This is a genomic window from Enterobacter cloacae complex sp.6700776, from assembly GCF_048284255.1.
Lineage (GTDB): Bacteria > Pseudomonadota > Gammaproteobacteria > Enterobacterales > Enterobacteriaceae > Enterobacter > Enterobacter intestinihominis.
This window is the reverse complement of record NZ_JBLVYK010000004.1, coordinates 296,534-320,393: the sequence shown is the minus strand read 5'-3', so window position 1 is coordinate 320,393 and position 23,860 is coordinate 296,534. Positions and strand designations below refer to the sequence as shown.

Here is a 23,860-nt window from a genome sequence, read left to right as displayed (position 1 = left end):
GCTACCCCTTAGCCTTTACGAAACATTTTCAGCATGCGCTGAGTCACGGTGAAACCACCGAAAATATTGATACTGGCGATCAGCACTGCAATGAAGCTCAGGAAGCTGATCCAGCCGCCATGACCAATTTGCAGCAATGCCCCAACCACGATAATCCCGGAGATGGCATTGGTAACCGACATCAGCGGGGTATGCAGCGCATGGGAAACGTTCCACACGACGTAGTAACCCACCACGCAGGAGAGCGCGAAGACGGTGAAGTGGCCAAGGAACTCTTTTGGCGCGACGTCCGCCAGCCAGCCAAACAGGATAATGACCAGCGCCATGATGGCGTATTTGCGCCACGGCGACGCAGGTTTCGCTGGTTCTGCAGGCTCAGGCGCCGCTTTCGGCGCAGCCTGAGGCTGAGCGGAAACCTGTATCGGCGGTGCAGGCCAGGTGATTTCCCCTTCACGCACCACGGTCACGCCGCGCACCACCACATCATCAAAATCAACGGTGATGTTGCCGTCTTTCTCTTTGCAGAGCAGCTTCAGCAGATTAACGAGGTTCGTGCCGTACAGCTGAGAGGACTGGGTTGGCAGACGTCCTGGCAGGTCGGTATAACCGATCACCTTCACGCCGTTCGCGGTCGTCGTGACCTGATTTGGCACGGTATACTCACAGTTACCGCCGTTTTGCGCCGCCAGATCGACAATCACGCTGCCCGGCTGCATGGAATCCACCATCTCACGGGTGATCAGCTTCGGTGCCGGTTTACCCGGAATAAGCGCGGTGGTGACAATGATGTCCACCTCTTTTGCCTGCGCCGCAAAGAGCGCCATTTCCGCCTTAATAAAGGCTTCAGACATGACCTTCGCGTAACCATCACCGCTGCCCGCTTCTTCCTTGAAGTCCAGCTCAAGGAATTCGGCGCCCATACTCTGCACCTGCTCCTTCACTTCCGGCCGGGTATCAAACGCACGAACAATAGCGCCCAGGCTGTTTGCGGCCCCAATAGCGGCAAGACCTGCCACACCGGCACCAATTACCATCACCTTCGCGGGTGGTACTTTGCCTGCGGCCGTAATTTGACCGGTAAAGAAGCGACCAAACTCATGCGCAGCTTCGACAATGGCGCGATAGCCGGCAATGTTTGCCATAGAACTCAGCGCATCCAGAGACTGCGCGCGCGAAATACGCGGCACGGAATCCATCGCCATCACGGTGACACCGCGTGCCGCCAGCTTCTCCATCAGCTCCGGGTTTTGGGCTGGCCAGACAAAGCTCACAAGCGTCGTGCCCGCGTTCAGCAGTTCAATTTCACTCTCTTCCGGTGCGTTTACCTTCAGAATAATGGGTGATTGCCAGACCTCAGCACCGTCCACTACGTCCGCGCCAGCCTGAGTAAAGGCCTCGTCATCGAAACTCGCCAGTTTGCCCGCGCCGCTTTCAATCGCGACGGTAAAACCCAGTTTAAGCAGTTGCTCCACCGTTTTTGGTGTTGCCGCTACGCGGGTTTCATTGGCTAACCGTTCTTTTGGTACCCCAATACGCATAGTTTTCCCTTCCATCGGTTTGTGATGATGGTTTGTCGATAATTGCCCGCGGTTCGTATCAATTTTCACCATCGCGATAACGACGGAGAATGATTAACCCCGGAAAATAAAACAGTAACAAACTTTCTATAACCTACTGAAAATAGCGCCCGTGATCTACCGCCAGAAAACACTATTTCTTATTTTATCTGTGAAAAATAAGCGATCGGGGTCACTGACAGAGATATTTACCTTAAATTCGCCTTCAGGACCGATAAATCGCGCAAGCGAAGCGGTAAAAACATGATATAGCGCCATAAAAGAACAACTCATTAACATTAAATTAACTTGTAAAAGTCATATGCTTAATCAGTTTTTCTTGTGAAACGCCTGTTTTTTCCACATATCACAAAATGTTATCGAATCAGGTCCTTTGCTGAGCACAGGCTGTGAAAAATGCCGCAGACAGCGACGGGTGTTAAATGCCATAATCGGGACCGTCTCAAATTAACAACAACACCAGTACATGGTTTGCGCAAGGCGAAGGATTATTTTTATGAAGCTTAAGAACACACTCCTGGCGTCCGCACTTCTTTCCGCGACCGCCCTGTCAGCGAATGCTGCGACAGAGTTGACGCCGGAGCAAGCGGCAGCGTTAAAACCTTTTGACCATACGGTCATTGTGGGTCGGTATAATTCCATTGGCGATGCCGTCGCCGCCGCATCAAAAGCCGCCGATAAAAACGGCGCTGCCTCGTTTTACGTTGTTGACCAGTCCGATCAGGGCAACAGCGGTAACCAGCGCGTGACTGTTGCGCTGTACAAAGAGAATGCCCCAAAGGCAGATGAACAGAAAAACCGCGTGATTAACGGCATTGTTGAACTGCCGAAAGATCAGGCTGTTCAGCTGGAACCGTATGACACCGTGACCGTTCAGGGCTTCTACCGCAGCCAGCCTGAAGTTAACGATGCCATCACCAAAGCCGCGAGAGAAAAAGGCGCTTACGCGTTTTATATCGTGCGTCAGGTTGATGCCAACCAGGGCGGAAACCAGCGCATTACCGCCTTCATCTATAAGCAAGATGCGAAAAAACGCGTAGTGCAAAGCCCGGATGCGATTCCAGCGGATTCAGAAGCCGGTCGTGCTGCGTTAGCAAAAGGCGGTGAAGAAGCGAAGAAAGTTGAAATTCCGGGCGTAGCAACGTCTGCGGCACCAAGCGCAGAAGTGGGTCGTTTCTTTGAAACCCAATCCACCAAAGGCGGTCGTTATACCGTTACGTTACCAGACGGCACGAAAATTGAAGAGCTGAACAAAGCCACTGCCGCGCAGATGGTGCCGTTCGACAGCATCAAGTTTACGGGCAACTATGGCAACATGACAGAAATCTCCTATCAGGTGGCGAAGCGTGCTGCGAAGAAAGGCGCGAAGTATTACCACATCACCCGCCAGTGGCAGGAACGTGGCAACAACCTGACCATCAGTGCCGATCTGTACAAGTAACAAAACGGTTTCATAAAGGCGGCGCAGTGCCGCCTTTTTTGTTACTTTTTTTCTGATTTCTGCCCCATGTCATTGCATGCATCCGTCACACTCCGTAAAATCCCGCGCCTTAGCGTGATCCACCATTTTTATGCGCCTTAGCGAAATAATTATTCTGGATTTGGACTTTTCATAACAGGAAGCCAATGGAAAAGAAACTTGGCCTGAGTGCGTTAACTGCACTTGTATTGAGCTCAATGCTGGGCGCGGGCGTATTCAGTTTGCCGCAGAACATGGCGGCCGTCGCCAGCCCGGCCGCATTATTGATTGGCTGGGGCATCACCGGCGTCGGGATTTTGCTGCTGGCGTTCGCCATGCTGCTGCTGACGCGTATCCGACCGGATCTGGACGGCGGAATATTCACTTACGCCCGTGAAGGTTTTGGCGAGCTGATTGGCTTCTGCTCCGCCTGGGGCTACTGGCTGTGCGCGGTGATCGCCAACGTCTCCTATCTGGTTATCGTCTTCTCGGCGCTCAGTTTCTTTACCGATACGCCCGAACTGCGCCTGTTTGGTGACGGCAATACCTGGCAGTCCATCGTCGGCGCCTCGGTGCTGCTGTGGATTGTTCACTGGTTGATTTTGCGCGGTGTTCAGACCGCGGCCAGCATTAACCTGGTGGCGACGCTGGCCAAGCTGGTGCCGCTTGGCCTGTTCGTCGTGCTGGCCTTCCTCGCCTTCCGTCTCGATGTCTTTACGCTCGATTTCAGCGGTATTGCGTTGGGCGTTCCCGTCTGGGAGCAGGTGAAAAATACCATGCTGATTACCCTGTGGGTGTTCATCGGTGTTGAAGGTGCCGTCGTGGTCTCTGCCCGCGCGCGTAACAAACGCGACGTGGGACGCGCCACACTGCTGGCCGTCCTGGCGGCGCTGGGCGTTTATCTGCTGGTGACGTTGCTGTCGCTCGGTGTGGTGGCCCGCCCTGAACTGGCGGAGATGCGTAATCCGTCCATGGCCGGGCTGATGGTGAAAATGCTCGGTCCCTGGGGTGATGTGGTTATCGCGGCAGGTTTGATTGTCTCCGTCTGCGGCGCGTACCTGAGCTGGACCATTATGGCGGCGGAAGTTCCGTTCCTGGCCGCCACGCACAAAGCGTTCCCGCGCCTGTTTGCCCGTCAGAATAAAAACAGTGCGCCATCGGCTTCTCTGTGGCTCACCAACATCAGCGTGCAGGTCTGTCTGGTGCTGATCTGGCTCACAGGTTCGGACTATAACACGCTGCTGACCATCGCCTCCGAGATGATTCTGGTACCCTATTTCTTAGTGGGCGCATATCTGTTAAAAATTGCGACCCGCCCGGCACACTATGCGGTAGGCGTAGGTGCCTGTATTTACGGTCTATGGTTATTGTATGCTTCCGGCCCGATGCATCTGCTGCTGTCCGTGGTGCTCTACGCGCCAGGCCTGCTGGTGTTTATCTACGCTCGCCGTACGCATCAGCTTGATAATGCCCTTAAGCGCCGCGAAATGGCGTTGATAGGTTTGCTGTTAGTCGCTGCCGTACCGGCAACGTGGATGTTAATGGGATAGCGCCGCCTGTCCCATTGTTGAACTGAAAAGGAGATTACGATGGGACACACGCAGCAACGCCCAATATTGATCACTGGCGCAGGCCGTCGCATCGGCCTCGCCCTCGCCCATCACTTTCTCAATCTTCGCCATCCGGTTATCGTCAGTTACCGCACGGAATATCCCTCCATTGAAGGGCTACGACATGCCGGAGCCGTCTGCATTCAGGCGGATTTCTCCACGGATGAAGGTATTCTTGCTTTCGCGGAAAAAGTGAAATCGACCACCCCCGGGCTGCGGGCGGTTATTCACAACGCCAGTACCTGGCTTCCTGAAAAAGCAGGACATTCGCTCAGCGAAACGCTCGCCTGCATGATGCAGATCCACGTTAATGCGCCTTATCTGCTCAACCATGCCCTACAGGATCTGCTACGCGGACACGGCCATGCCGCAGGCGACATTATCCATTTCACCGATTACGTGGTGGAGCGAGGCAGCGATAAACACATCGCCTACGCGGCCAGCAAAGCCGCGCTGGATAATATGACTCGCTCGTTCGCGCGCAAGCTGGCCCCCGAGGTAAAAGTCAACGCGATTGCCCCGGCGATGATTTTATTTAACGAGGGCGATGATGCCGAGTATCGTCAGCAGGCGCTTAACAAATCGTTGATGAAAATTGCGCCCGGCGAGAAAGAGGTGATCGACCTGATCGATTATCTGCTGACCAGCTGTTACGTCACGGGAAGGACGTTTGCCGTGGACGGTGGCCGCCCGCTGCGCTAGTGAAAGCGGCTCCAGAAGAAGATGAGCACCCAGGCGCTGAGGCTCCAGCAGACCACCGCCCCGCCCAGCGCCAGGGGCAGACGCAGAAAACCGGTGAAGTACCACAGCGACAGCAGATAGATGAAATACGGGATGATTGACCACATCCCGAATACAATGGTGGCACGCAGCGCCTCTATACCCCGCTCAGAGGCCACAATATAGTGCGCAATTAACGCAAAGGTGGGAAACAGCGGGATAAGCCCGGCAATGTAGTAGTTCTTCGTTTTAGCCAGCACCCCAATCAGCAGCACGACCAGCGCACCCAGCGCGGCTTTGATCAACAGCCCCATTCTTTTCCCTTAACAATCAAATAACATTCCCGTGCAGGATAACGGAACTCCGGCTAATTATGAAAGATTAATGGAAGGTTAAGGTTGTGCGGTGTATGTTGACGTTTTTCGCGATGACAGACGTAGTATGAATAAGATTGTTTATGTTGAAGATGAACCCGAAGTGGGTCAATTGATCGCCGCTTATCTGGGTAAACATGATATTGAAGTGGTTGTCGAACCTCGTGGCGATCGCGCTGAAGACGTCGTCACCCGCGAAAATCCGGACCTGGTGTTGCTGGACATTATGCTGCCCGGAAAAGATGGCATGACGCTTTGCCGGGATCTGCGCGCGAAGTGGGACGGCCCGATCGTGCTGCTGACCTCTCTCGACAGCGATATGAATCATATTCTGTCCCTTGAGATGGGCGCGAATGACTACATCCTGAAAACCACGCCGCCGGCGGTCCTGCTTGCCCGTTTGCGCCTTCATCTGCGTCAGCGTGCCAGCGCTGAGCGTGAAGCGCCTGCGCCCTCTTTAACGCCGCATAAGGCGATGCGGTTCGGCACGCTTTCTATCGACCCGGTCAACCGACAGGTTATGCTTTCCGGGGAGCTAATTGCGCTCTCAACCGCAGATTTTGACCTGCTGTGGGAGCTGGCAACTCATGCGGGGCAAATTATGGACCGGGATGCATTGCTGAAAAATCTGCGCGGCGTAAGTTACGACGGAATGGATCGTAGCGTTGATGTGGCGATTTCTCGCCTGCGAAAAAAACTGCAGGACAGCGCCACCGAGCCCTACCGCATTAAAACCGTACGTAATAAGGGCTACCTGTTTGCCCCGCACGCATGGGAAACCTGAAAAAAAACTACACAGTAAATTTCGAAAAATAAATTGCGATGCATCAGGAATGTTATCGGTATACGTCGTAAGTTTTCGATTATATGCATCGTTAGTCATGAAGTATCCCTTGATCACATTCCTCTTACCTGTTCAATTTCGATGTGCATTTTTCGCGTAAACAAAAGTAGCTCTAATGTATTTCATTGCTATAGTACAATATATATTCAGCAGTTCAGGAACCATTATCGATCAAAAATCCGTCACTTAAATGCACATTGTGTTAAAAATGAACTTTACAATTGACTAAATTATTATCTTATCCTTATGAAAACAAAGGGGATATAGTTAGCATATAAATAATATCGATCTTTTTCAATAGCTTACGCGTTTGCAGAAATCTAATTCTCATGCTAAACCTTATACTCTCTCAATTATTTAATGAACGAGGTATAGCAATGTCATGGAGAGTCATTAGCTCGGTAATTTGTCCTAACACGGGGATCGTTTATTCAAGCATCTTGGGACTCAAGTTCTTGAAACTCATCATTTGGTATGAAAGCGATGTTTATTTGTACCCCGGCGATAGGATATATCCGACAAAGAATGGCGTCTTCATTAATGGTGTTTTCAAGCCAATATCGATATACAACATCTCCCCTTACAACGAGATGTTATGGAGTGAAATTAAAAACAAGATGGCCTGCCCATACAATCGAAACCAGGAAGAGGAGATATGTACCTACGCGGTGCATTGCAACGCGCGTAAGTGTCCGCATGGGTTTGCCACGAATCCACTGATTGTCAGCACAGTCAAATCCAGACATTAACGAATGTTGGTAATGTTCAGGTTACAAAGATAAGTATCTTTGTCGCACCGTTTGCGCCGGATACCTCTCACTGGTAAACGCCATAAATAAAGCCACCCGCAGGTGGCCTTTGTCATTGTTATTCTGTTCACAAATACTCTCAATCGCAAATAAACTCGTATAGCGAAGCGTAAACGGATTACCCGGGCATTGATGGAATAAAGCGATGCCGTGTTTAATTACCTTTCGACGAATACCCCTTTTCAACGCATCATGCCTGACTTGCGCCCATAGCGACCCTGCTGGTAAAAGACGTGTAGTGAAGCCCCTGTTTCGGTGAAATTAATGAAGAAGCTGTTTGTTCAGTTTTATTTACTGCTGTTTGTCTGCTTTCTGGTGATGACCATGCTGGTCGGGCTGGTCTATAAGTTCACCGCAGAGCGTGCGGGCAGACAATCCCTGGACGATCTGATGAAAAGCTCGCTCTACCTGATGCGTAGCGAGCTGCGCGAAATTCCTCCGCATGACTGGGCACGTACGTTAAAAGAGCTGGATCTGAATCTGTCGTTTGATCTGCGTATCGAACCCCTGAAGGATTTTGATTTAGCGCCGCCGGCGATGCAGCGTTTGCGCGACGGAGACATCGTCGCACTGGACGAGAAATATACCTTCATTCAGCGTATTCCGCGCAGCCACTATGTCCTGGCCGTCGGGCCAGTGCCCTATCTCTATTACCTGCACCAGATGCGCCTGCTGGATCTCGCCCTGCTGGGCTTTATTGCCATCTCGCTCGCTTTCCCTGTGTTCATCTGGATGCGACCGCACTGGCAGGACATGCTGAAACTGGAATCCGCCGCACAGCGTTTTGGGGAGGGTCATTTAACTGAACGCATACATTTCGATAGCGGTTCCAGTTTTGACCGTCTCGGTATTGCCTTTAACCAGATGGCCGATAACATCAACGCCCTGATTGCCAGCAAGAAGCAGCTTATCGACGGCATTGCGCATGAACTGCGCACTCCGCTGGTACGCCTGCGTTATCGCCTGGAGATGAGCGAGAACCTCACCGCCGCAGAATCGCAGGCCCTCAATCGGGATATTGGCCAGCTTGAAGCGCTGATTGAAGAGCTGCTGACCTATGCCCGCCTCGATCGGCCTCAGACGGAGTTGCACCTCAGTACGCCGGATCTTCCCGTCTGGCTACAGACGCATATTAACGATGTGCAGAGCGTTAACCCTCAGCGAAAACTGCTTACAGCCATTACCCCCGGCGCGTACGGCGCGCTGGACATGCGCCTGATGGAACGCGTGCTGGATAATCTGATGAACAACGCCATGCGCTACAGCGAAACCACGCTGCGCATAGGTTTAGATTTGCAGGGGAGCCAGGCAATTCTTTGTGTGGAAGACGATGGCCCCGGTATTGAGCCAGCGGAGCGTGAAAAAGTTTTCGAGCCGTTTGTGCGCCTCGACCCCAGCCGCGACCGTGCTACCGGCGGCTGTGGTCTGGGGCTGGCTATTGTCCGTTCTATTGCCCAGGCGATGGGCGGTTCGGTTCGCTGCGAAGCGAGCGAGCTGGGCGGGGCCCGGTTCGTCTTTAGCTGGCCGATCTATCACAACATTCCTCTTCCCATACCTGCCTGAACTAAACCGCACGCTGGCCTGACCCGGCGTGTTGTGCTATATCAGTAGTATGTTGTAACTAATTAAGGGCTATTATGGCGACTTACGATCTCATCGAAAGGCTTAACACCACATTTCGGGAAATAGAGCAGGCGTTACTGACCCTGACGGCGCAACTACAGGGCTGCCGCCTGCTGGCCGCCCGCGTCTTTTCCCTGCCCGAGGTGGCGAAAGGCGCGGAACACGACCCGCTGAACACCATTGAGGTAACGCAGCATATCGGTAAAGTGGCGCTGGAACTGACGTTGCAGCACTATCGCCGCCTTTTCATCCAGCAGCAGTCCGAAAATCGCAGCAGTAAGGCCGCCGTTCGCCTGCCCGGCGTCATCTGTCTGCAGACGGATACCGCAACGCGTGAAGCCATTGAGGCGCAAATTACGCATATTAATACGCTGAAAGCCGCCTTCGAGAAAATCGTGACCGTTGAGTCCGGGCTGGCACCGGCTGCCCGTTTTGAATGGGTGCATCGCCAGCTTCCGGGGCTGATCACCCTGAATGCTTACCGCACGCTGACGGTACTGCGCCACCCCGCCACGCTGCGCTTCGGCTGGGCCAACAAGCACATCATTAAAAACTTCACGCGCGACGAGATCCTGGCTCAGCTGGAGAAAAGCCTGAAGTCGCCGCGAACGGTCGCCCCGTGGTCGCGGGAACAGTGGATTGAACGGCTTGAGCAGGAGTACCACAGCATTGCCTCCCTGCCGGCTGATACCCGTCTTAAAATAAAGCGTCCGGTGAAGGTGCAGCCTATCGCTCGTGTCTGGTATGCGGGACAGCAAAAGCAGGTGCAATACGCCTGCCCGACACCGCTGATTGCGCTCTACGATGCCGATCAGGGTGCGGTGGTGCCGGATATAGGAGAACTGCTGAACTACGATGCTGAAAACGTTCAGCATCGCTATAAACCCCAGGCACAGCCGCTACAGCTGATTATCCCGCGGCTGCACCTGTATGTGGCGCAGTGATTACCTGATGCTGCCCACCATCGCTTCCGGGCGGACCCAGGCATCAAACTCGGCGTCCGTCAGGTAGCCCAGCGCCAGCGCAGAGGCTTTCAGGGTAAGCCCCTCTTTGTGCGCTTTTTTAGCGATTTCGGCCGCTTTGTCATAACCAATATGGGTGTTTAGCGCCGTGACCAGCATCAGGGACTCATTCAGCAGCTGGCTGATTCGCTCGCGATTAGGCTCAATGCCCACCGCGCAGTGCTCGTTAAAGCTCTCCATGCCATCGGCCAGCAGACGAATCGATTGCAGTACGTTGTGGATCACCATCGGGCGATAGACGTTAAGCTCGAAGTTACCCGACGCGCCGCCCATGTTGACCGCAACGTCATTACCCATCACCTGACAGCACAGCATGGTCATGGCTTCGCACTGCGTCGGGTTTACTTTACCCGGCATAATGGAGCTACCCGGCTCGTTTTCCGGAATGCTGATTTCGCCGATGCCGCAGCGCGGGCCGGAGGCCAGCCAGCGCACGTCGTTGGCGATTTTCATCAGCGAGGCTGCCAGCCCTTTCAGCGCGCCATGGGTATGGACCAGCGCATCACAGGTCGCCAGGGCTTCGAATTTATTCGGGGCGGTAACAAACGGCTGCCCGGTGATCTTCGCCAGCTCTTCGGCCACGCGCACCGCGTACTCGGGATGGGTGTTTAACCCGGTGCCAACCGCCGTTCCGCCGAGCGCCAGCTCCGCCAGATGCGGCAGGCTGTTGTCTATATGCTTAAGATTGTGCTCCAGCATCGCCACCCAGCCGGAGATCTCCTGGCCAAGCGTCAGCGGCGTGGCGTCCTGCAGGTGCGTACGACCAATTTTTACAATGTCTCCGAAAGCCTGCGCTTTCTCGTTAAGCGTAGATTTGAGCACGTTGAGTTGCGGGATAAGCTGCTCGCGGATAGCGATGACGGCCGCCACGTGCATGGCCGTCGGGAACACGTCGTTGGAACTCTGGCTTTTATTCACGTCATCGTTCGGGTGAACCTTCCGCTCCATGCCGCGCACGCCGCCAAGGAGCTCGCTTGCGCGGTTCGCCAGCACCTCGTTCATGTTCATGTTGCTCTGGGTGCCTGAGCCGGTCTGCCAGATGGCAAGGGGGAATTCGTCGGGATGTTTGCCCGCCAGCACTTCGTCGGCGGCATTGATGATGGCGGAGGCTTTATCGGCATCCAGCAGGCCCAGATCCTGATTGACTTTGGCGGCAGCGCGTTTGGTCAACGCCAGCGCCTGGATTAGCGAGACGGGCATTTTCTCTGTCGAAATGCGGAAATGCTCCAGCGAACGCTGGGTTTGCGCGCCCCATAGCTTGTCGGCCGGGACGTCGATGGCGCCCATGGAGTCTTTCTCGCGGCGATGCATTGTCATTACTTACTCCTTGATAACAAAGATGGGATTGCTCACATGCTTAAGAGATAAGTATTGATGACTTCTGAGAAACGTTATGGCGCTTTGTGCGCTCTTTTTGATGTCGGGTGGCGGCTGCGCCTTACCCGACCTACGAGAATGTAGGCCGGGTAAGCGTCAGCGCCACCCGGCAATTTACAGAATTACTTCACACACGCCGAACACTGGGAAGACTGGATCTGTTTGAAGAAGTCGTTACCTTTGTCATCCACAAGAATGAACGCCGGGAAGTCTTCCACTTCAATTTTCCAGATCGCTTCCATACCCAGTTCCGGGTACTCCACGCACTCCAGGCTCTTGATACTGCCCTGTGCCAGCACCGCTGCCGGGCCGCCTATGCTGCCGAGGTAGAAGCCGCCGTGCTTGTGGCACGCGTCCGTCACCTGCTGGCTGCGGTTGCCTTTCGCCAGCATGATCATGCTGCCACCGTTGGCCTGCAACTGGTCGACGTAGGAGTCCATACGGCCCGCCGTCGTTGGGCCTAACGAGCCGGAAGCATACCCATCAGGCGTTTTTGCCGGGCCTGCGTAGTAGATCGGGTGATCTTTAATGTACTGCGGCAGCCCTTCACCGTTGTCCAGGCGCTCTTTCAGCTTCGCATGGGCGATGTCGCGGCCCACGATAATCGTCCCGTTCAGGGAAAGGCGCGTTGAAACCGGATACTGCGAAAGCTGCGCCAGGATCTCCTTCATTGGGCGATTCAGGTCAACGCGTACCGCTTCGCCCTCACCCGCTTTACGCAGTTCTTCAGGGATGTATTTGCCCGGGTTGTTCTCCAGCTTTTCGATCCAGATGCCGTCGCGGTTGATCTTCGCTTTGATGTTACGATCCGCAGAGCACGACACGCCCATCCCCACTGGACAGGATGCACCGTGGCGCGGGAGGCGGATCACGCGAATGTCATGCGCGAAGTATTTGCCGCCAAACTGCGCGCCCAGCCCCAGATTCTGCGCTTCGGCCAGCAATTCCTGCTCAAGCTGCACGTCGCGGAACGCCTGACCATGTTCGTTACCTTCCGTTGGCAGGCCATCGTAGTATTTGGTTGAGGCCAGCTTAACGGTTTTCAGGGTGCTTTCAGCAGACGTACCGCCAATCACAAACGCGATATGGTACGGCGGGCAGGCCGCCGTGCCGAGGGTGCGCATCTTCTCAACCAGATAGTTCTTCAGCTTGCCCGGGGTAAGCAGCGCTTTGGTTTCCTGGTAAAGATAGGTTTTGTTGGCTGAACCGCCGCCTTTGGCAATGCAGAGGAATTTGTACTCGTCACCGTCGACACTGTAGAGGTCAATCTGCGCAGGCAGGTTGGTGCCGGTGTTCACCTCTTTGTACATATCCAGCGCCGCGTTTTGCGAATAGCGCAGGTTATCTTCGGTGTAGGTATTGTAAACGCCGCGCGCCAGCGCCGCTTCGTCACCGCCGCCGGTCCAGACGCGCTGGCCTTTTTTACCGGTGATAATCGCCGTGCCGGTGTCCTGGCAGGTCGGCAGAATGCCTTTCGCCGCGATATCAGAGTTACGCAGGAATTGCAGGGCAACGTACTTGTCGTTCTCGCTGGCTTCCGGATCGCTCAAAATATCGGCAACCTGCTGCTGATGCGCCGGACGGAGCATAAAGGAAGCTTCGTGGAAGGCTTGCTGCGCCAGCAGCGTCAGCGCCTGCGGGTCAACTTTGAGGATCTCCTGCCCTTCAAACTCAGAGACAGAAACGTAATCGCGGGTTAACAGGTAATACTCGGTCCGATCCTGACTGAGGGGGAAAGGATCCTGATAATGGAAGGGTTTATTCGACATTATTCTCTCACTTACTGCTTCGGTCTGTTTATTCAGGGCAGATGTTCCGCTGCCCGGCTTAAAAGCGAGTCAGCTTATCCTACACAATTTTTTAACAAAAACTGAGACTAGTACGACTTTTTACATCCCCAGGTTACTTCCATTCGGTTTATTGCTTTAATACGCGAAGTTAATTCCACATATGAATCAGGGCTTGATAATGCAAAAACTCATCAACTCAGTGCAAAACTACGCCTGGGGAAGTAAAACTGCGTTAACGGATCTCTACGGTATCGCCAACCCGGACAACCTGCCGATGGCAGAGCTGTGGATGGGCGCGCACCCGAAGAGCAGCTCAAAAATTGAAGATGCCAGCGGCCAGGTGCGCAGCCTGCGTGATGTCATCGATGCCGACAAAGCCGCGCTGCTCGGCGATAAAGTGGCGAATCGTTTTGGTGAGCTGCCTTTTCTGTTCAAGGTATTGTGCGCCGACCAGCCGCTCTCCATTCAGGTTCACCCGAACAAAAAAGCCTCTGAGCTGGGCTTTGCCAAAGAAAATGCCGCCGGTATTCCGTTAGACGCCGCAGAGCGTAACTACAAAGATCCTAACCACAAGCCGGAACTGGTTTTCGCCCTTACCCCTTTCCTGGCGATGAATGCCTTCCGCGAGTTTTCCGAGATCATCTCCCTGCTGCAACCGGTCGCTGGGGCTCACAACGCGATCGCCCACTTCCTGGAAAACCCGAACGCAGAAGCCCTGAGCGCGCTGTTTGCCAGCCTGTTGAATATGCAGGGCGAGGAAAAATCCCACGCGCTGGCGGTGCTGAAAGCCGCGCTGAACGGCCAGCAGGGTGAGCCATGGGACACCATTCGCATAATTTCCGCGTTTTATCCGGACGACAGCGGCCTCTTCTCTCCGCTGCTGCTGAACGTGGTGAAGCTCAACCCGGGCGAAGCAATGTTCCTGTTCGCTGAAACCCCGCACGCCTACCTGAACGGCGTGGCACTGGAGGTGATGGCTAATTCCGATAACGTACTGCGCGCGGGCCTGACGCCAAAATACATCGACATCCCTGAGCTGGTTGCCAACGTGAAGTTCGTGGCGAAACCTGCTGCGGAGCTGCTTACTCAGCCGGTGAAAAACGGCGCAGAGCTGGACTTCCCGATTCCGGTTGACGATTTTGCCTTCTCCCTGCATGACCTCAGCGCAGACGAAACCGCCATTGCACAGGAGAGCGCCGCGATCCTGTTCTGTGTGGAAGGCGAAGCGACGTTGCATAACGGTAGCGAGCGTCTGCTGCTTAAACCGGGGGAGTCCGCTTTTGTCCCGGCAAACGAGTCGCCTGTCTTCGTGAGCGGCACTGGTCGCCTGGCGCGCGTTTTTAATAAGCTTTAGGGACTTACTGAATTTTTTAACAACTCTTGCTAAGCTAGTAACAGGCGTTGTAACACCAGGCGGTTTTAACCGCCTGGTTTCATTTTAGGGATAATCGCAATGAAAAAATCGGTCGTAGCGGTAGGAGTGATTGTTGCTTTAGGCGTGATCTGGACGGGTGCTTCCTGGTATACCGGGAAACAGCTGGAAAGCCGTCTGGCAGAGATGATGGCGCAGGCAAACAGCGAGATTAAGCGCAGCGCGCCTGAAGCAGGCCTGGAGCTGAGCTACCAGAACTACCAGCGTGGCGTCTTTACCAGCCATATGCAGGTGGTGGTGAAGCCGGTAGCGGGCAATCAGAACGCCTGGCTGAAACCGGGCCAGAGCGTGGTACTGGATGAAGTGGTCAGCCACGGTCCGTTCCCGCTGGCACAGTTGAAAAAGTTTAACCTGATCCCCTCTATGGCATCCGCCAGAACCGTACTGGTAAATAACGAGGTGACGAAGCCAATTTTCGATATGGCGAAAAATGAGTCGCCGTTCGAGATCAATACCCGCATCAGCTATGCCGGTGATACGCGTTCCGACATCGACCTGAAAGCGCTGAATTACGAACAAGGCACCGATAAAGTCGCCTTCAGCGGCGGTAATTTCCAGCTTGATGCCGATCGCGACGGCAAGAATGTCTCTCTGACCGGCGATGCCGCCAGCGGCCTGGTGAATTCAGTCAATGAATATAACCAGAAGGTCCAGCTTACCTTCAACAACCTGAAAGCCAGCGGCAATAGCCGTATGACCGATTTTGACGAGCGTATTGGCGATCAGAAGCTGAGCCTCGATAAGATCGCCATTGCGATTGAAGGTAAAGAGATGGCAGTGCTGGAAGGCATGGATCTGGACGGCAAGTCTGACGTTTCCAAAGACGGTAAAAGCATCAACACCCAGCTGGATTACAGCCTGAAAAGCCTGAAAGTACAGAATCAGGACCTGGGTACCGGCAAGCTGTCACTGAAAATTGGCAACATTGACGGCCAGGCATGGCACGAATTTAGCCAGAAATACAGCAAAGAGAGTCAGGCTCTGCTGACCGATGCCGCCCTGCAACAGAACCCGCAGGCGTACCAGCAGCAGGCGATGGCCGTGCTGTTTAATAACCTGCCGATCCTGCTGAAAGGCGAGCCGGTAATTACCGTTGCGCCACTGAGCTGGAAAAACGACAAAGGCGAAACCAACTTCAACCTGTCGCTGTTCCTGAAGGATCCGGCGGCCGCGACCGGCGAGCCGCAGACCCTGGCGCAGGAAGTTGACCGCAGCGTGAAATCGCTCGACAGCAAGCTGACCATCCCGATGGATATGGCAACCGAGTTCATGACGCAGATTGCGAAACTCGAAGGGTATGGTGAAGAAGATGCAGGTAAACTGGCAAACCAACAGGTGAAAGGCCTGGCGGCGATGGGCCAGATGTTCCGCATCACGAAGGTGGAAGACAACACCATTTCCACCAGCCTGCAATATGCTAATGGCCAGGTAACGCTCAACGGCGACAAAATGCCGCTGGAAGATTTTGTCGGCATGTTTGGTATGCCGACGCTGGGCATTCCGGCACCGGCTGAACCGGCAGCGCCGCCAGCAGTACCGCAGCAGTAAACGAAAAACCCCTCGCATGAGGGGTTTTTTTATTGCCAGGCGATGTGCAGCGGAGATTACTTCACCGTCACTAACCGCGCCGCCACAATCTGATGCCCGGCCTGCACGTCCGTATTTTCAATACGCTGCATAATTCGGTCTGCCAGGGTGTACCCCATTTCACGAGCCGGCGTCGTCGCCCAGACGATGGGGAGATCGTCTAGCGCATTTTCACCGACATCCGCAAATGCCCCCAGCGCCACCTGATGGCCGAAGAACGTTTCTACCCCGCCCTCACCGCTCTGGCGTCCGGCGCGGATCAAGCCGAACCACGCCCCCATCGCAATCACATCGTTATAGCAAATCACCGCGCTGATTGTCGGGCTGTTGCGAAGCAACGTGCCGATGGCTTCGGCGGCTTTTTTCTGGCTGGACTCACACTCCACCACCCATTCGCTGTGAAACGGCAGGCCGTATTTGATGAGCGTGGAGCAGTAACCGCCCACCCGCTCCGCACGCGTCAGGGACGAGCTTTTACCGCCGAGCCAGGCGATGCGCTGATGGCCGCGATGAATAAGATGCTCGGTCAGCATTTGCGCGGCCTGCATGTTATCCGGCCGAAGGGTATCGGCTTCGTCGAGATAGCTGGCGCGCGACGCAAACACCAGCGGTACGCCTTTCTGCGCCGCGCGCTCACACAATTCACTGCCCACACCGGACGCGCCGGCCACGATCACCCCATCCACCCCTTGCGTCAGCAGCATATCCAGCCTGGAGAGCAGTTGCTCCGGTTCGCGCCCACCGTGGAGCAGGAAAACCATTCGCCCCTGCGCTTCAAGCGCCTCGGTAAGCCCGGCGGTCAGTTCTGCATAAAACGGCGACGCGAGGTCGCGAACAATCAGCCCTATCACCCCGCTTTGCCCACCGCGCAGCGCCGACGCCTGGCGATTACGCACAAAGCCCAGTTGCTCAACGGCCTCGTTGACGCGCTGACCCGTAGCAGGAGAGATGCGCCCCTTCCCGCTCAATACCAGCGAAACGGTGCTGACGGAAACCCCCGCCGCCAGCGCGACATCGTTGATGGTGATCTTTTTCGCTACAGCCATGTGGTGGCGTGACTCCTTGATAATGAGATCGCTAAAACGTTTTATCAATACGTTATCTTTATACTACCAGTAAAAGCCTGAGAATGTGATTTAGCGCGCACTAAAGTTTGATAAAACGTTTTATCTTCTCGCCCCATCGCGGTCGTTAAATCTCTTTCTACCATTTAAGGAGTCGTTTTATGACGACGAAAGCAGCACAAAAAATATCGCTGTGGGAGTTTTTCCAGCAACTGGGCAAAACCTTTATGCTGCCCGTGGCGCTTCTCTCTTTTTGCGGGATCATGCTGGGGATCGGCAGCTCGTTAAGCAGCCATGACGTCATTACTCTAATCCCTTTCCTCGGAAATCCGGTACTGCAGGCGATCTTCATCTGGATGAGCAAGGTCGGCTCTTTTGCCTTTAGCTTCCTGCCGGTAATGTTCTGTATCGCCATTCCTCTGGGTCTGGCGCGGGAAAACAAAGGCGTGGCGGCGTTTGCGGGCTTCGTTGGCTATGCGGTCATGAACCTTGCGGTTAACTTCTGGCTGACCGCCAAAGGGATCCTGCCGACGACCGACGCGGCGGTACTGAAAGCCAATAACATTCAGAGCGTGATTGGTATTCAGTCCATCGATACCGGGATCCTTGGAGCCGTGATCGCGGGAGTGATCATCTGGATGCTGCACGAGCGCTTTCATAACATCCGCCTGCCCGATGCGCTGGCCTTCTTCGGCGGCACCCGCTTTGTGCCAATCATTACGCTGGTTGTGATGGGTCTGTTTGGTCTGATCATCCCTCTGATTTGGCCGGTTTTTGCCATGGGGATCACCGGTATTGGCCGCATTATCAACGGCGCGGGTGATTTCGGCCCGATGATTTTCGGTACGGGTGAACGTCTGCTGCTGCCATTTGGTTTACAGCACATCCTGGTTGCCCTGATCCGTTTTACTGAAGCAGGCGGTACTATGGACGTTTGCGGTCATTCCGTTAGCGGCGCGCTGACCATCTTCCAGGCCCAGCTGAGCTGCCCGACCACGCACGGCTTCTCTGAAAGTGCGACGCGTTTCCTCTCTCAGGGTAAAATGCCTGCCTTCCTCGGCGGCCTGCCGGGCGCTGCGCTGGCGATGTACCACTGCGCCCGCCCGGAAAATCGTCATAAAATTAAAGGCCTGCTGATCTCCGGCGTTATTGCCTGCGTGGTGGGCGGTACGACAGAACCTATCGAGTTCCTGTTCCTGTTCGTGGCACCGGTGTTATACCTCATCCACGCCGTACTGACGGGCCTGGGCTTCACCGTGATGGCTGTGCTCGGTGTGACCATCGGTAACACTGACGGTAACGTGATTGACTTCGTGGTATTCGGTATCCTGCACGGCCTGTCCACCAAGTGGTATCTGGTGCCGGTTGTGGCCGCCATCTGGTTCGCGGTTTACTACGGGATCTTCCGCTTCGCCATCACCCGCTTTAACCTGAAAACGCCTGGCCGCGATACCGATACGGCCACCAGCGTTGAACAGGCAGTGGCCGGTACCGTTGGGAAATCCGGATATAACACGCCGGCTATTCTGGCGGCGCTGGGCGGTGCGGATAACATTACCTCTCTGGATAACTGCATCACCCGCCTGCGTTTGTCGGTGGCGGACATGTCCAAAGTGGATACCAACGCACTTAAAGCTAACCGGGCTATCGGCGTGGTACAGTTAAATCAACACAATTTGCAGGTCGTCATTGGCCCGCAGGTACAGTCAGTGAAGGATGAGCTGGCAACCCTGATGCGAACCGTCGAAGCCTGATGCCTCGCCCCCCTCGTCATGAGGGGGTTTTACTTTACGGAGCACCGTCATGTTTGATTTTTCTACCGTCGTGGATCGACACGGCACCTGGTGTACCCAGTGGGATTATGTCGCTGACCGTTTTGGGGCTGCCGACCTGCTGCCCTTCACCATCTCTGATATGGATTTCGCTACCGCTCCCTGTATTACCGATGCGCTGCACCAGCGCATCAACCACGGCGTGTTTGGCTACAGCCGCTGGAAAAATAACGAATTTCTGGCTGCCGTGGCGCACTGGTTCCGGCAACGCTTTAACAGTCAGATTGATACCGAAACCGTAGTGTATGGGCCGTCGGTCATTTATATGGTCTCGGAGCTGATCCGCATATGGTCCGCGCCTGGCGACGGTGTGGTGGTTCATACCCCGGCTTACGATGCCTTTTATAAAGCCATTGAAGGCAACCAGCGTACCGTTGTTTCCGTGCCGATGCAGAAAACGGCGCGTGGCTGGGACGGCAATATGGCCGCGCTGGAAGCGGCGCTGGCAAAACCGGAAAACACGGTTCTGCTGCTGTGTAGCCCGCAAAATCCAACCGGCAAAGTCTGGACGCGGGAAGAGCTGGCCACTATTGCAACGCTTTGCAGCCGTCATGATGTGGCGGTAATCAGCGACGAAATTCATATGGACATGGTATGGGGCACGCATCGCCATACCCCGTGGAATGAGGTTGCACGCGGTAAATGGGCGCTGCTGACCTCCGGTTCCAAAAGCTTCAATATTCCGGCACTGACGGGCGCCTGGGGGCTTATCGCCGATGACGACAGCCGTAACGCCTATCTGAATGCCTTAAAAGGGCGGGACGGACTCTCTTCCCCTTCCGTGCTGGCGCTGACCGCGCACATTGCTGCTTACCGGCAGGGCGAACCCTGGCTGGACGCGCTGCGGACCTATCTCGAAGAAAACCTGCGCTACATTGCTGACGAACTGAATGCTGCGTTTCCGACACTCAACTGGCAACCGCCAGAGGCCACCTATCTGGCCTGGATTGATCTCAGCCCACTCGGTATTGATGACAAAACGCTGCAAATCGTGCTGATTGAACAACAAAAAGTGGCCATCATGCCGGGATATACTTATGGGGATGAAGGAAAAGGCTATGTGCGACTGAACGCTGGCTGTCCGCGTAGTAAGCTTGAACAGGGCGTTCAGCGCCTTATCGCTGCCATCAACAGTCTGCTGTAAATAATTTGCGCAACGGAATATTCCCTTGCGCAAATAGCTTTTTCCCCCGTTTTGTTTTTATAATATGGCGCACTTTAACCAGCAAAGAGTGCGACCATGATTGATACACGCCTGCCTTTAACTGATATTCACCGCCACCTCGACGGGAACATTCGTGCCCAAACTATTCTCGATCTTGGTCGCCAGTTCAATTTAACGCTCCCTGCCGAAACGCTTGAAACCCTGATCCCCCATGTCCAGGTGACGTCGAACGAGCCGGATCTGGTAAGTTTTCTGAGCAAGCTTGACTGGGGCGTGAAGATGCTGGCCTCGCTCGATGCCTGTCGCCGTGTCGCCTTTGAAAACATCGAAGATGCCGCTCGCAACGGCCTGCACTATGTCGAACTGCGTTTCTCTCCGGGCTATATGGCGATGACCCACAGTCTCCCCGTAGCGGGCGTGGTTGAAGCGGTCATTGAGGGCGTGCGTGAAGGTTGCAAAACCTTTGACGTTCAGGCGCGTTTGATCGGCATTATGAGCCGTACCTTCGGTGAAGCGGCCTGTCTTCAGGAGCTGGAAGCGTTACTGGCGCATCGCGACCAGATCACCGCCATCGACCTGGCCGGTGATGAGTTGGGCTTCCCGGGCAGCCTGTTCCTGTCTCATTTCAACCGCGCACGTGATGCAGGATGGCATATTACCGTTCATGCTGGCGAAGCCGCGGGGCCGGAAAGCATCTGGCAGGCCATTCGTGAACTGGGTGCGGAACGTATTGGTCACGGTGTGAAAGCCATTGAAGATCGCGCGCTGATGGATTTCCTCGCCGAACAACGTATTGGAATCGAATCCTGCCTGACCTCCAATATTCAGACCAGTACAGTGGCGTCGCTGGCGCAACACCCGCTGAAAACTTTCCTTGAACACGGGGTGCTGGCTTCACTGAACACGGACGATCCGGCGGTTCAGGGCGTGGATATTATTCACGAATACAACATCGCCGCGCCGCAGGCCGGGCTGAGCCGCGAGCAGATCCGTCAGGCGCAAATCAACGGGCTGGAGATCGCCTTCCTGACGCCTGAAGAGAAACAGGCGCTGCGCGATAAAGTTGCTCAGTAGTCCTCTTTTCTGCCGGGTGGCGCTGCGCTTACCCGGCCTACGAAAGCGTTTGGCACTTATGCCAGACAGAGCGTTGCGCGATGTTTGGCGGATTCGATCCCCAGCTCGATGAGCTCCATAATCTGGATTGCCTGGCTCGCCGGAACCGGATTTTCACCTGAACCGTTCAGCGCGTCACGAATTGCGGCGTAATACGCCGGATAGTTCCCCGGCTGGGTCAACACCGTCTCTTCGACCAGTACCTCACCTTCTGCACGCGTCACCACCCCATCCCGCATGTCGTAGCCCCAGTCTTGCTGCGGTAAGCGTTCGCCATTTTTGAGGCGCTCTTCCTGCGGATCCAGGCCGAACTTCACATAGCTGCCGCGCGCCCCGTGAAGGATATAGCGGGCCGATTCCGCCGCCGCAAGCATTGTCCCGTGCAGCACAATGCGCCGCTGCGGATAACTCAAAACGGCGTGGAAATAGTCGGTGGTCTGCGCCCCCGGCCTGAGCTGCGCTAAATCGACCGTCATGCTTACGGGCAGACCAAACAGATGAACGGCCTGATCGAGAAGATGCGGCGCTAAGTCATACCAGATGCCGCTGCCCGGTCCCGCCTGCTCGCGCCAGCGATCTCGCACCTGCGGACGATAACGATCGAAGTGAGACTCAAAAAAAGCAATTTCGCCGAGCGTGCCTTCGTTTATCAGCGCTTTGATCGTCAGGAAATCACTATCCCAGCGCCGGTTGTGAAAGACCGACAATAACCGACCCAGGCTTCGCGCCAGCGCATCCAGCTCGCGCGCCTGTGACAACGTCACGGTAAAAGGCTTATCGACAACGACATGTTTGCCAGCCTCCAGCGCCGCTTTCGCCAGGGGGAAATGGGTGTCGTTAGGGGTGGGAATGACAATAAGGTCAATATTAGGATCGTTAAACAGATGCTTAGGCTCCGTTACCACCGGCACGGCTGGCCAGTCGGCATGGACTTTGGTTTCATCGCTGCTTGTGATAGCCGCCAGTTCCATTCCCGGCGTGCCGGCAACCAGCGGCGCATGAAAGGTTTTGCTTGCGTACCCGTAGCCAATAAGACCGACGCGGATGTTTTCACTCATCGTATGCCCCCTCGCTGTGCGCTTATTTATCACTGGCCTTGTGCTTAACGCACAGATTAATAATGTGCCCTGTGAGTTAAAATAGCATCTCGCGACAGCTTTTTTTGTTACCTCGCATTAAAGTGTGTATATGCGGCCCGGGAATCGTTCCCAAAGCGCTTGCTCTGTCGAAAAGGCCGCTGTAACATTTGTAATCTGTATTTATGGATAAATTACAAACACAAAATATGTCATCAATAATTAATCGAATCATTGAATTAGCGGGATGGATTGTCCTTGGCGTTTCAGTCGTGTTGCTCGGCATTGCCAGCCATATCGATAACTACCAGCCGCCGGAGCCTGTTACTGTTGCTCAACAAAAGTAAGCCGCATCGTCATAAAGCGTGACACATTACGTCATGGAACGTATTGCCAGCCGTAATGAACGGGGTTACCCTTCTCTTCCAGGCATCTGCTGATGCCTGAATCTTCGCAAAGAAAACTCCTAATTTCGTCGCGTTACCCGAGTGGACAGTTTACGTCTTTATTAATCCGTTTATTATTCGAACGCATTACCTTTATGGGTATTACCCTTTTATATGGAAACTTATTAATATGACAGTTCAGGACTATTTATTAAAATTTCGCAAGATCAATTCCCTCGAAAGCCTGGAAAAACTGTTTGACCATCTGAACTACACGCTGTCGGATAATCAGGACATCATCAATATGTACCGCGCGGCTGACCATCGTCGCGCCGAACTCGTCTCTGGCGGTCGTCTGTTCAACGTGGGGGAAGTACCTAAATCTGTCTGGCGTTACGTTGTATAAGAAAGTAGCCTTCGGCGTGAAATGTTATATACTCTCCGCCCTGCAAATTTCTGTATAACATTTCGCGCAGACTATGGGAGAGCGTATGACCGCATTGCCTGGAGAGAGAATTGGGGGCTGGTTAATCGCCCCGCTGGCATGGCTGCTGGTGGCTTTATTAAGCGCTTCGCTGGCGCTGTTGCTTTACACCACTGCACTGGTTACTCCTCATGCTATCCAGACACTGATGTCTCAGAGCGCGCTCAATATTGCGACGTGGTTTGTGTCGTTCGTTTTCGCAATCGCGATGTGGTACTACACGCTTTGGCTGACCATCGCCTTCTTCAAACGCCGCAAAAGCGTGCCGAAACATTACATTATCTGGCTGCTGGTCTCCGTGCTGCTTGCCGTCAAAGCGTTCGCTTTTTCGCCAGTTTCTGACGCACTGGCGGTTCGCCAGCTACTCTTTCCGTTGCTTGCAACGGCGCTTCTGGTGCCCTATTTCAAGCGGTCGACGCGCGTTAAGAAGACCTTCGTTAACCCGTAATAACCTTACAGTTAACCTGTTGTGGCCTGTTGTCGTTTATCCGATAATAGGCGGCTCTTTTATTTCAG

21 protein-coding genes are annotated in these 23,860 nt (G+C 54.5%); 15 read left to right on the top strand and 6 right to left on the bottom strand.

The features are described from left to right. Nucleotides 1–8 precede the first annotated feature (8 nt). Nucleotides 9–1,538 (bottom strand): Re/Si-specific NAD(P)(+) transhydrogenase subunit alpha, encoded by a 1,530-nt coding sequence (gene pntA, locus ACNQ0T_RS09520; RefSeq protein ID WP_017384575.1) that lies wholly within the window; start codon nucleotides 1,536–1,538, stop codon nucleotides 9–11. A gap of 535 nt (nucleotides 1,539–2,073) precedes the next feature. On the opposite strand from pntA, the gene ydgH reads away from it, so the two are divergent. From ydgH to folM, 3 genes are all read left to right on the top strand, one after another. After that, nucleotides 2,074–3,018 (top strand): DUF1471 family protein YdgH, encoded by a 945-nt coding sequence (gene ydgH, locus ACNQ0T_RS09515; protein ID WP_022647937.1) that lies wholly within the window; start codon nucleotides 2,074–2,076, stop codon nucleotides 3,016–3,018. A gap of 185 nt (nucleotides 3,019–3,203) precedes the next feature. Next, nucleotides 3,204–4,586, top strand: coding sequence for an amino acid permease (locus tag ACNQ0T_RS09510; protein WP_023306086.1), 1,383 nt, complete (start codon nucleotides 3,204–3,206; stop codon nucleotides 4,584–4,586). Between the two features lie 39 nt (nucleotides 4,587–4,625). After that, nucleotides 4,626–5,348 carry a dihydromonapterin reductase gene (gene folM, locus ACNQ0T_RS09505; RefSeq protein WP_022647935.1) on the top strand — a complete coding sequence of 241 codons (723 nt, stop codon included), beginning with the start codon at nucleotides 4,626–4,628 and terminating at the stop codon, nucleotides 5,346–5,348. Here the strand turns inward: folM and ACNQ0T_RS09500 are convergent. Further along, a complete protein-coding gene (locus ACNQ0T_RS09500; protein WP_022647934.1) occupies nucleotides 5,345–5,680 on the bottom strand; it encodes a GlpM family protein in 336 nt (111 codons plus the stop codon). The genes folM and ACNQ0T_RS09500 overlap by 4 nt on opposite strands. A gap of 127 nt (nucleotides 5,681–5,807) precedes the next feature. Here ACNQ0T_RS09500 and rstA point away from each other — a divergent pair, with 127 nt between their 5' ends. The 4 genes from rstA (at nucleotide 5,808) to tus (ending at nucleotide 9,960) form a co-directional block, all read left to right on the top strand. Further along, complete coding sequence (gene rstA, locus ACNQ0T_RS09495; RefSeq protein ID WP_032671147.1) at nucleotides 5,808–6,524, top strand: two-component system response regulator RstA; 717 nt, start codon at nucleotides 5,808–5,810, stop codon at nucleotides 6,522–6,524. A gap of 389 nt (nucleotides 6,525–6,913) precedes the next feature. Beyond that, nucleotides 6,914–7,333, top strand: coding sequence for an anti-adapter protein IraM (iraM, locus tag ACNQ0T_RS09490; protein WP_048966459.1), 420 nt, complete (start codon nucleotides 6,914–6,916; stop codon nucleotides 7,331–7,333). A gap of 324 nt (nucleotides 7,334–7,657) precedes the next feature. Further along, complete coding sequence (rstB, locus tag ACNQ0T_RS09485) at nucleotides 7,658–8,956, top strand: two-component system sensor histidine kinase RstB (protein WP_023299971.1); 1,299 nt, start codon at nucleotides 7,658–7,660, stop codon at nucleotides 8,954–8,956. Between the two features lie 74 nt (nucleotides 8,957–9,030). Then, complete coding sequence (tus, locus tag ACNQ0T_RS09480; protein WP_022647930.1) at nucleotides 9,031–9,960, top strand: DNA replication terminus site-binding protein; 930 nt, start codon at nucleotides 9,031–9,033, stop codon at nucleotides 9,958–9,960. Here the strand turns inward: tus and fumC are convergent, their stop codons facing one another. Together fumC and fumA are read right to left on the bottom strand one after the other, a co-directional pair. Then, nucleotides 9,961–11,355 carry a class II fumarate hydratase gene (gene fumC / locus ACNQ0T_RS09475; RefSeq protein WP_022647929.1) on the bottom strand — a complete coding sequence of 465 codons (1,395 nt, stop codon included), beginning with the start codon at nucleotides 11,353–11,355 and terminating at the stop codon, nucleotides 9,961–9,963. A gap of 182 nt (nucleotides 11,356–11,537) precedes the next feature. Next, nucleotides 11,538–13,184 (bottom strand): class I fumarate hydratase FumA, encoded by a 1,647-nt coding sequence (gene fumA / locus ACNQ0T_RS09470; protein ID WP_417929948.1) that lies wholly within the window; start codon nucleotides 13,182–13,184, stop codon nucleotides 11,538–11,540. Between the two features lie 199 nt (nucleotides 13,185–13,383). On the opposite strand from fumA, the gene manA reads away from it, so the two are divergent. Both manA and ACNQ0T_RS09460 read left to right on the top strand, forming a co-directional pair. Beyond that, nucleotides 13,384–14,559, top strand: a complete 1,176-nt coding sequence (gene manA / locus ACNQ0T_RS09465; RefSeq protein ID WP_048966442.1) for a mannose-6-phosphate isomerase — start codon at nucleotides 13,384–13,386, stop codon at nucleotides 14,557–14,559. Nucleotides 14,560–14,658: 99 nt separating this feature from the next. Continuing rightward, nucleotides 14,659–16,185: a YdgA family protein gene (locus ACNQ0T_RS09460; protein WP_022647926.1), complete on the top strand. Its 1,527-nt coding sequence runs from the start codon at nucleotides 14,659–14,661 to the stop codon at nucleotides 16,183–16,185. A gap of 56 nt (nucleotides 16,186–16,241) precedes the next feature. Here the strand turns inward: ACNQ0T_RS09460 and ACNQ0T_RS09455 are convergent, their stop codons facing one another. Continuing rightward, entirely contained in the window at nucleotides 16,242–17,270 is a 1,029-nt protein-coding gene (locus ACNQ0T_RS09455) for a Mal regulon transcriptional regulator MalI (protein ID WP_022647925.1), read from the bottom strand. 179 nt (nucleotides 17,271–17,449) lie between these two features. Here ACNQ0T_RS09455 and malX point away from each other — a divergent pair, with 179 nt between their 5' ends. The 3 genes from malX to add all read left to right on the top strand — a co-directional run bounded on the left by malX (nucleotide 17,450) and on the right by add (nucleotide 21,359). Next, nucleotides 17,450–19,042, top strand: a complete 1,593-nt coding sequence (gene malX, locus ACNQ0T_RS09450; RefSeq protein ID WP_023299967.1) for a maltose/glucose-specific PTS transporter subunit IIBC — start codon at nucleotides 17,450–17,452, stop codon at nucleotides 19,040–19,042. 49 nt (nucleotides 19,043–19,091) lie between these two features. Further along, the gene (locus tag ACNQ0T_RS09445) at nucleotides 19,092–20,264 is read left to right on the top strand and encodes a MalY/PatB family protein (protein ID WP_417929946.1); all 1,173 of its coding nucleotides are present in this window, start codon (nucleotides 19,092–19,094) and stop codon (nucleotides 20,262–20,264) included. A gap of 96 nt (nucleotides 20,265–20,360) precedes the next feature. Beyond that, on the top strand, nucleotides 20,361–21,359 hold the full coding sequence (gene add / locus ACNQ0T_RS09440; RefSeq protein ID WP_022647922.1) for an adenosine deaminase: 999 nt from the start codon (nucleotides 20,361–20,363) through the stop codon (nucleotides 21,357–21,359). A 56-nt stretch (nucleotides 21,360–21,415) separates the two neighbouring features. Here add and ACNQ0T_RS09435 read toward each other — a convergent pair whose 3' ends face one another. Continuing rightward, a complete protein-coding gene (locus tag ACNQ0T_RS09435) occupies nucleotides 21,416–22,456 on the bottom strand; it encodes an oxidoreductase (protein WP_058647170.1) in 1,041 nt (346 codons plus the stop codon). Between the two features lie 239 nt (nucleotides 22,457–22,695). Between ACNQ0T_RS09435 and blr the strand changes: the two genes are divergently transcribed. The 3 genes from blr to ACNQ0T_RS09420 all read left to right on the top strand — a co-directional run bounded on the left by blr (nucleotide 22,696) and on the right by ACNQ0T_RS09420 (nucleotide 23,792). Beyond that, complete coding sequence (gene blr, locus ACNQ0T_RS09430; RefSeq protein ID WP_151884424.1) at nucleotides 22,696–22,821, top strand: division septum protein Blr; 126 nt, start codon at nucleotides 22,696–22,698, stop codon at nucleotides 22,819–22,821. 229 nt (nucleotides 22,822–23,050) lie between these two features. After that, nucleotides 23,051–23,266 (top strand): transcription modulator YdgT, encoded by a 216-nt coding sequence (gene ydgT, locus ACNQ0T_RS09425; RefSeq protein ID WP_000217941.1) that lies wholly within the window; start codon nucleotides 23,051–23,053, stop codon nucleotides 23,264–23,266. Nucleotides 23,267–23,351: 85 nt separating this feature from the next. After that, the gene (locus ACNQ0T_RS09420) at nucleotides 23,352–23,792 is read left to right on the top strand and encodes a DUF2569 domain-containing protein (RefSeq protein ID WP_015570663.1); all 441 of its coding nucleotides are present in this window, start codon (nucleotides 23,352–23,354) and stop codon (nucleotides 23,790–23,792) included. The last annotated feature ends 68 nt before the right edge of the window (nucleotides 23,793–23,860 follow it).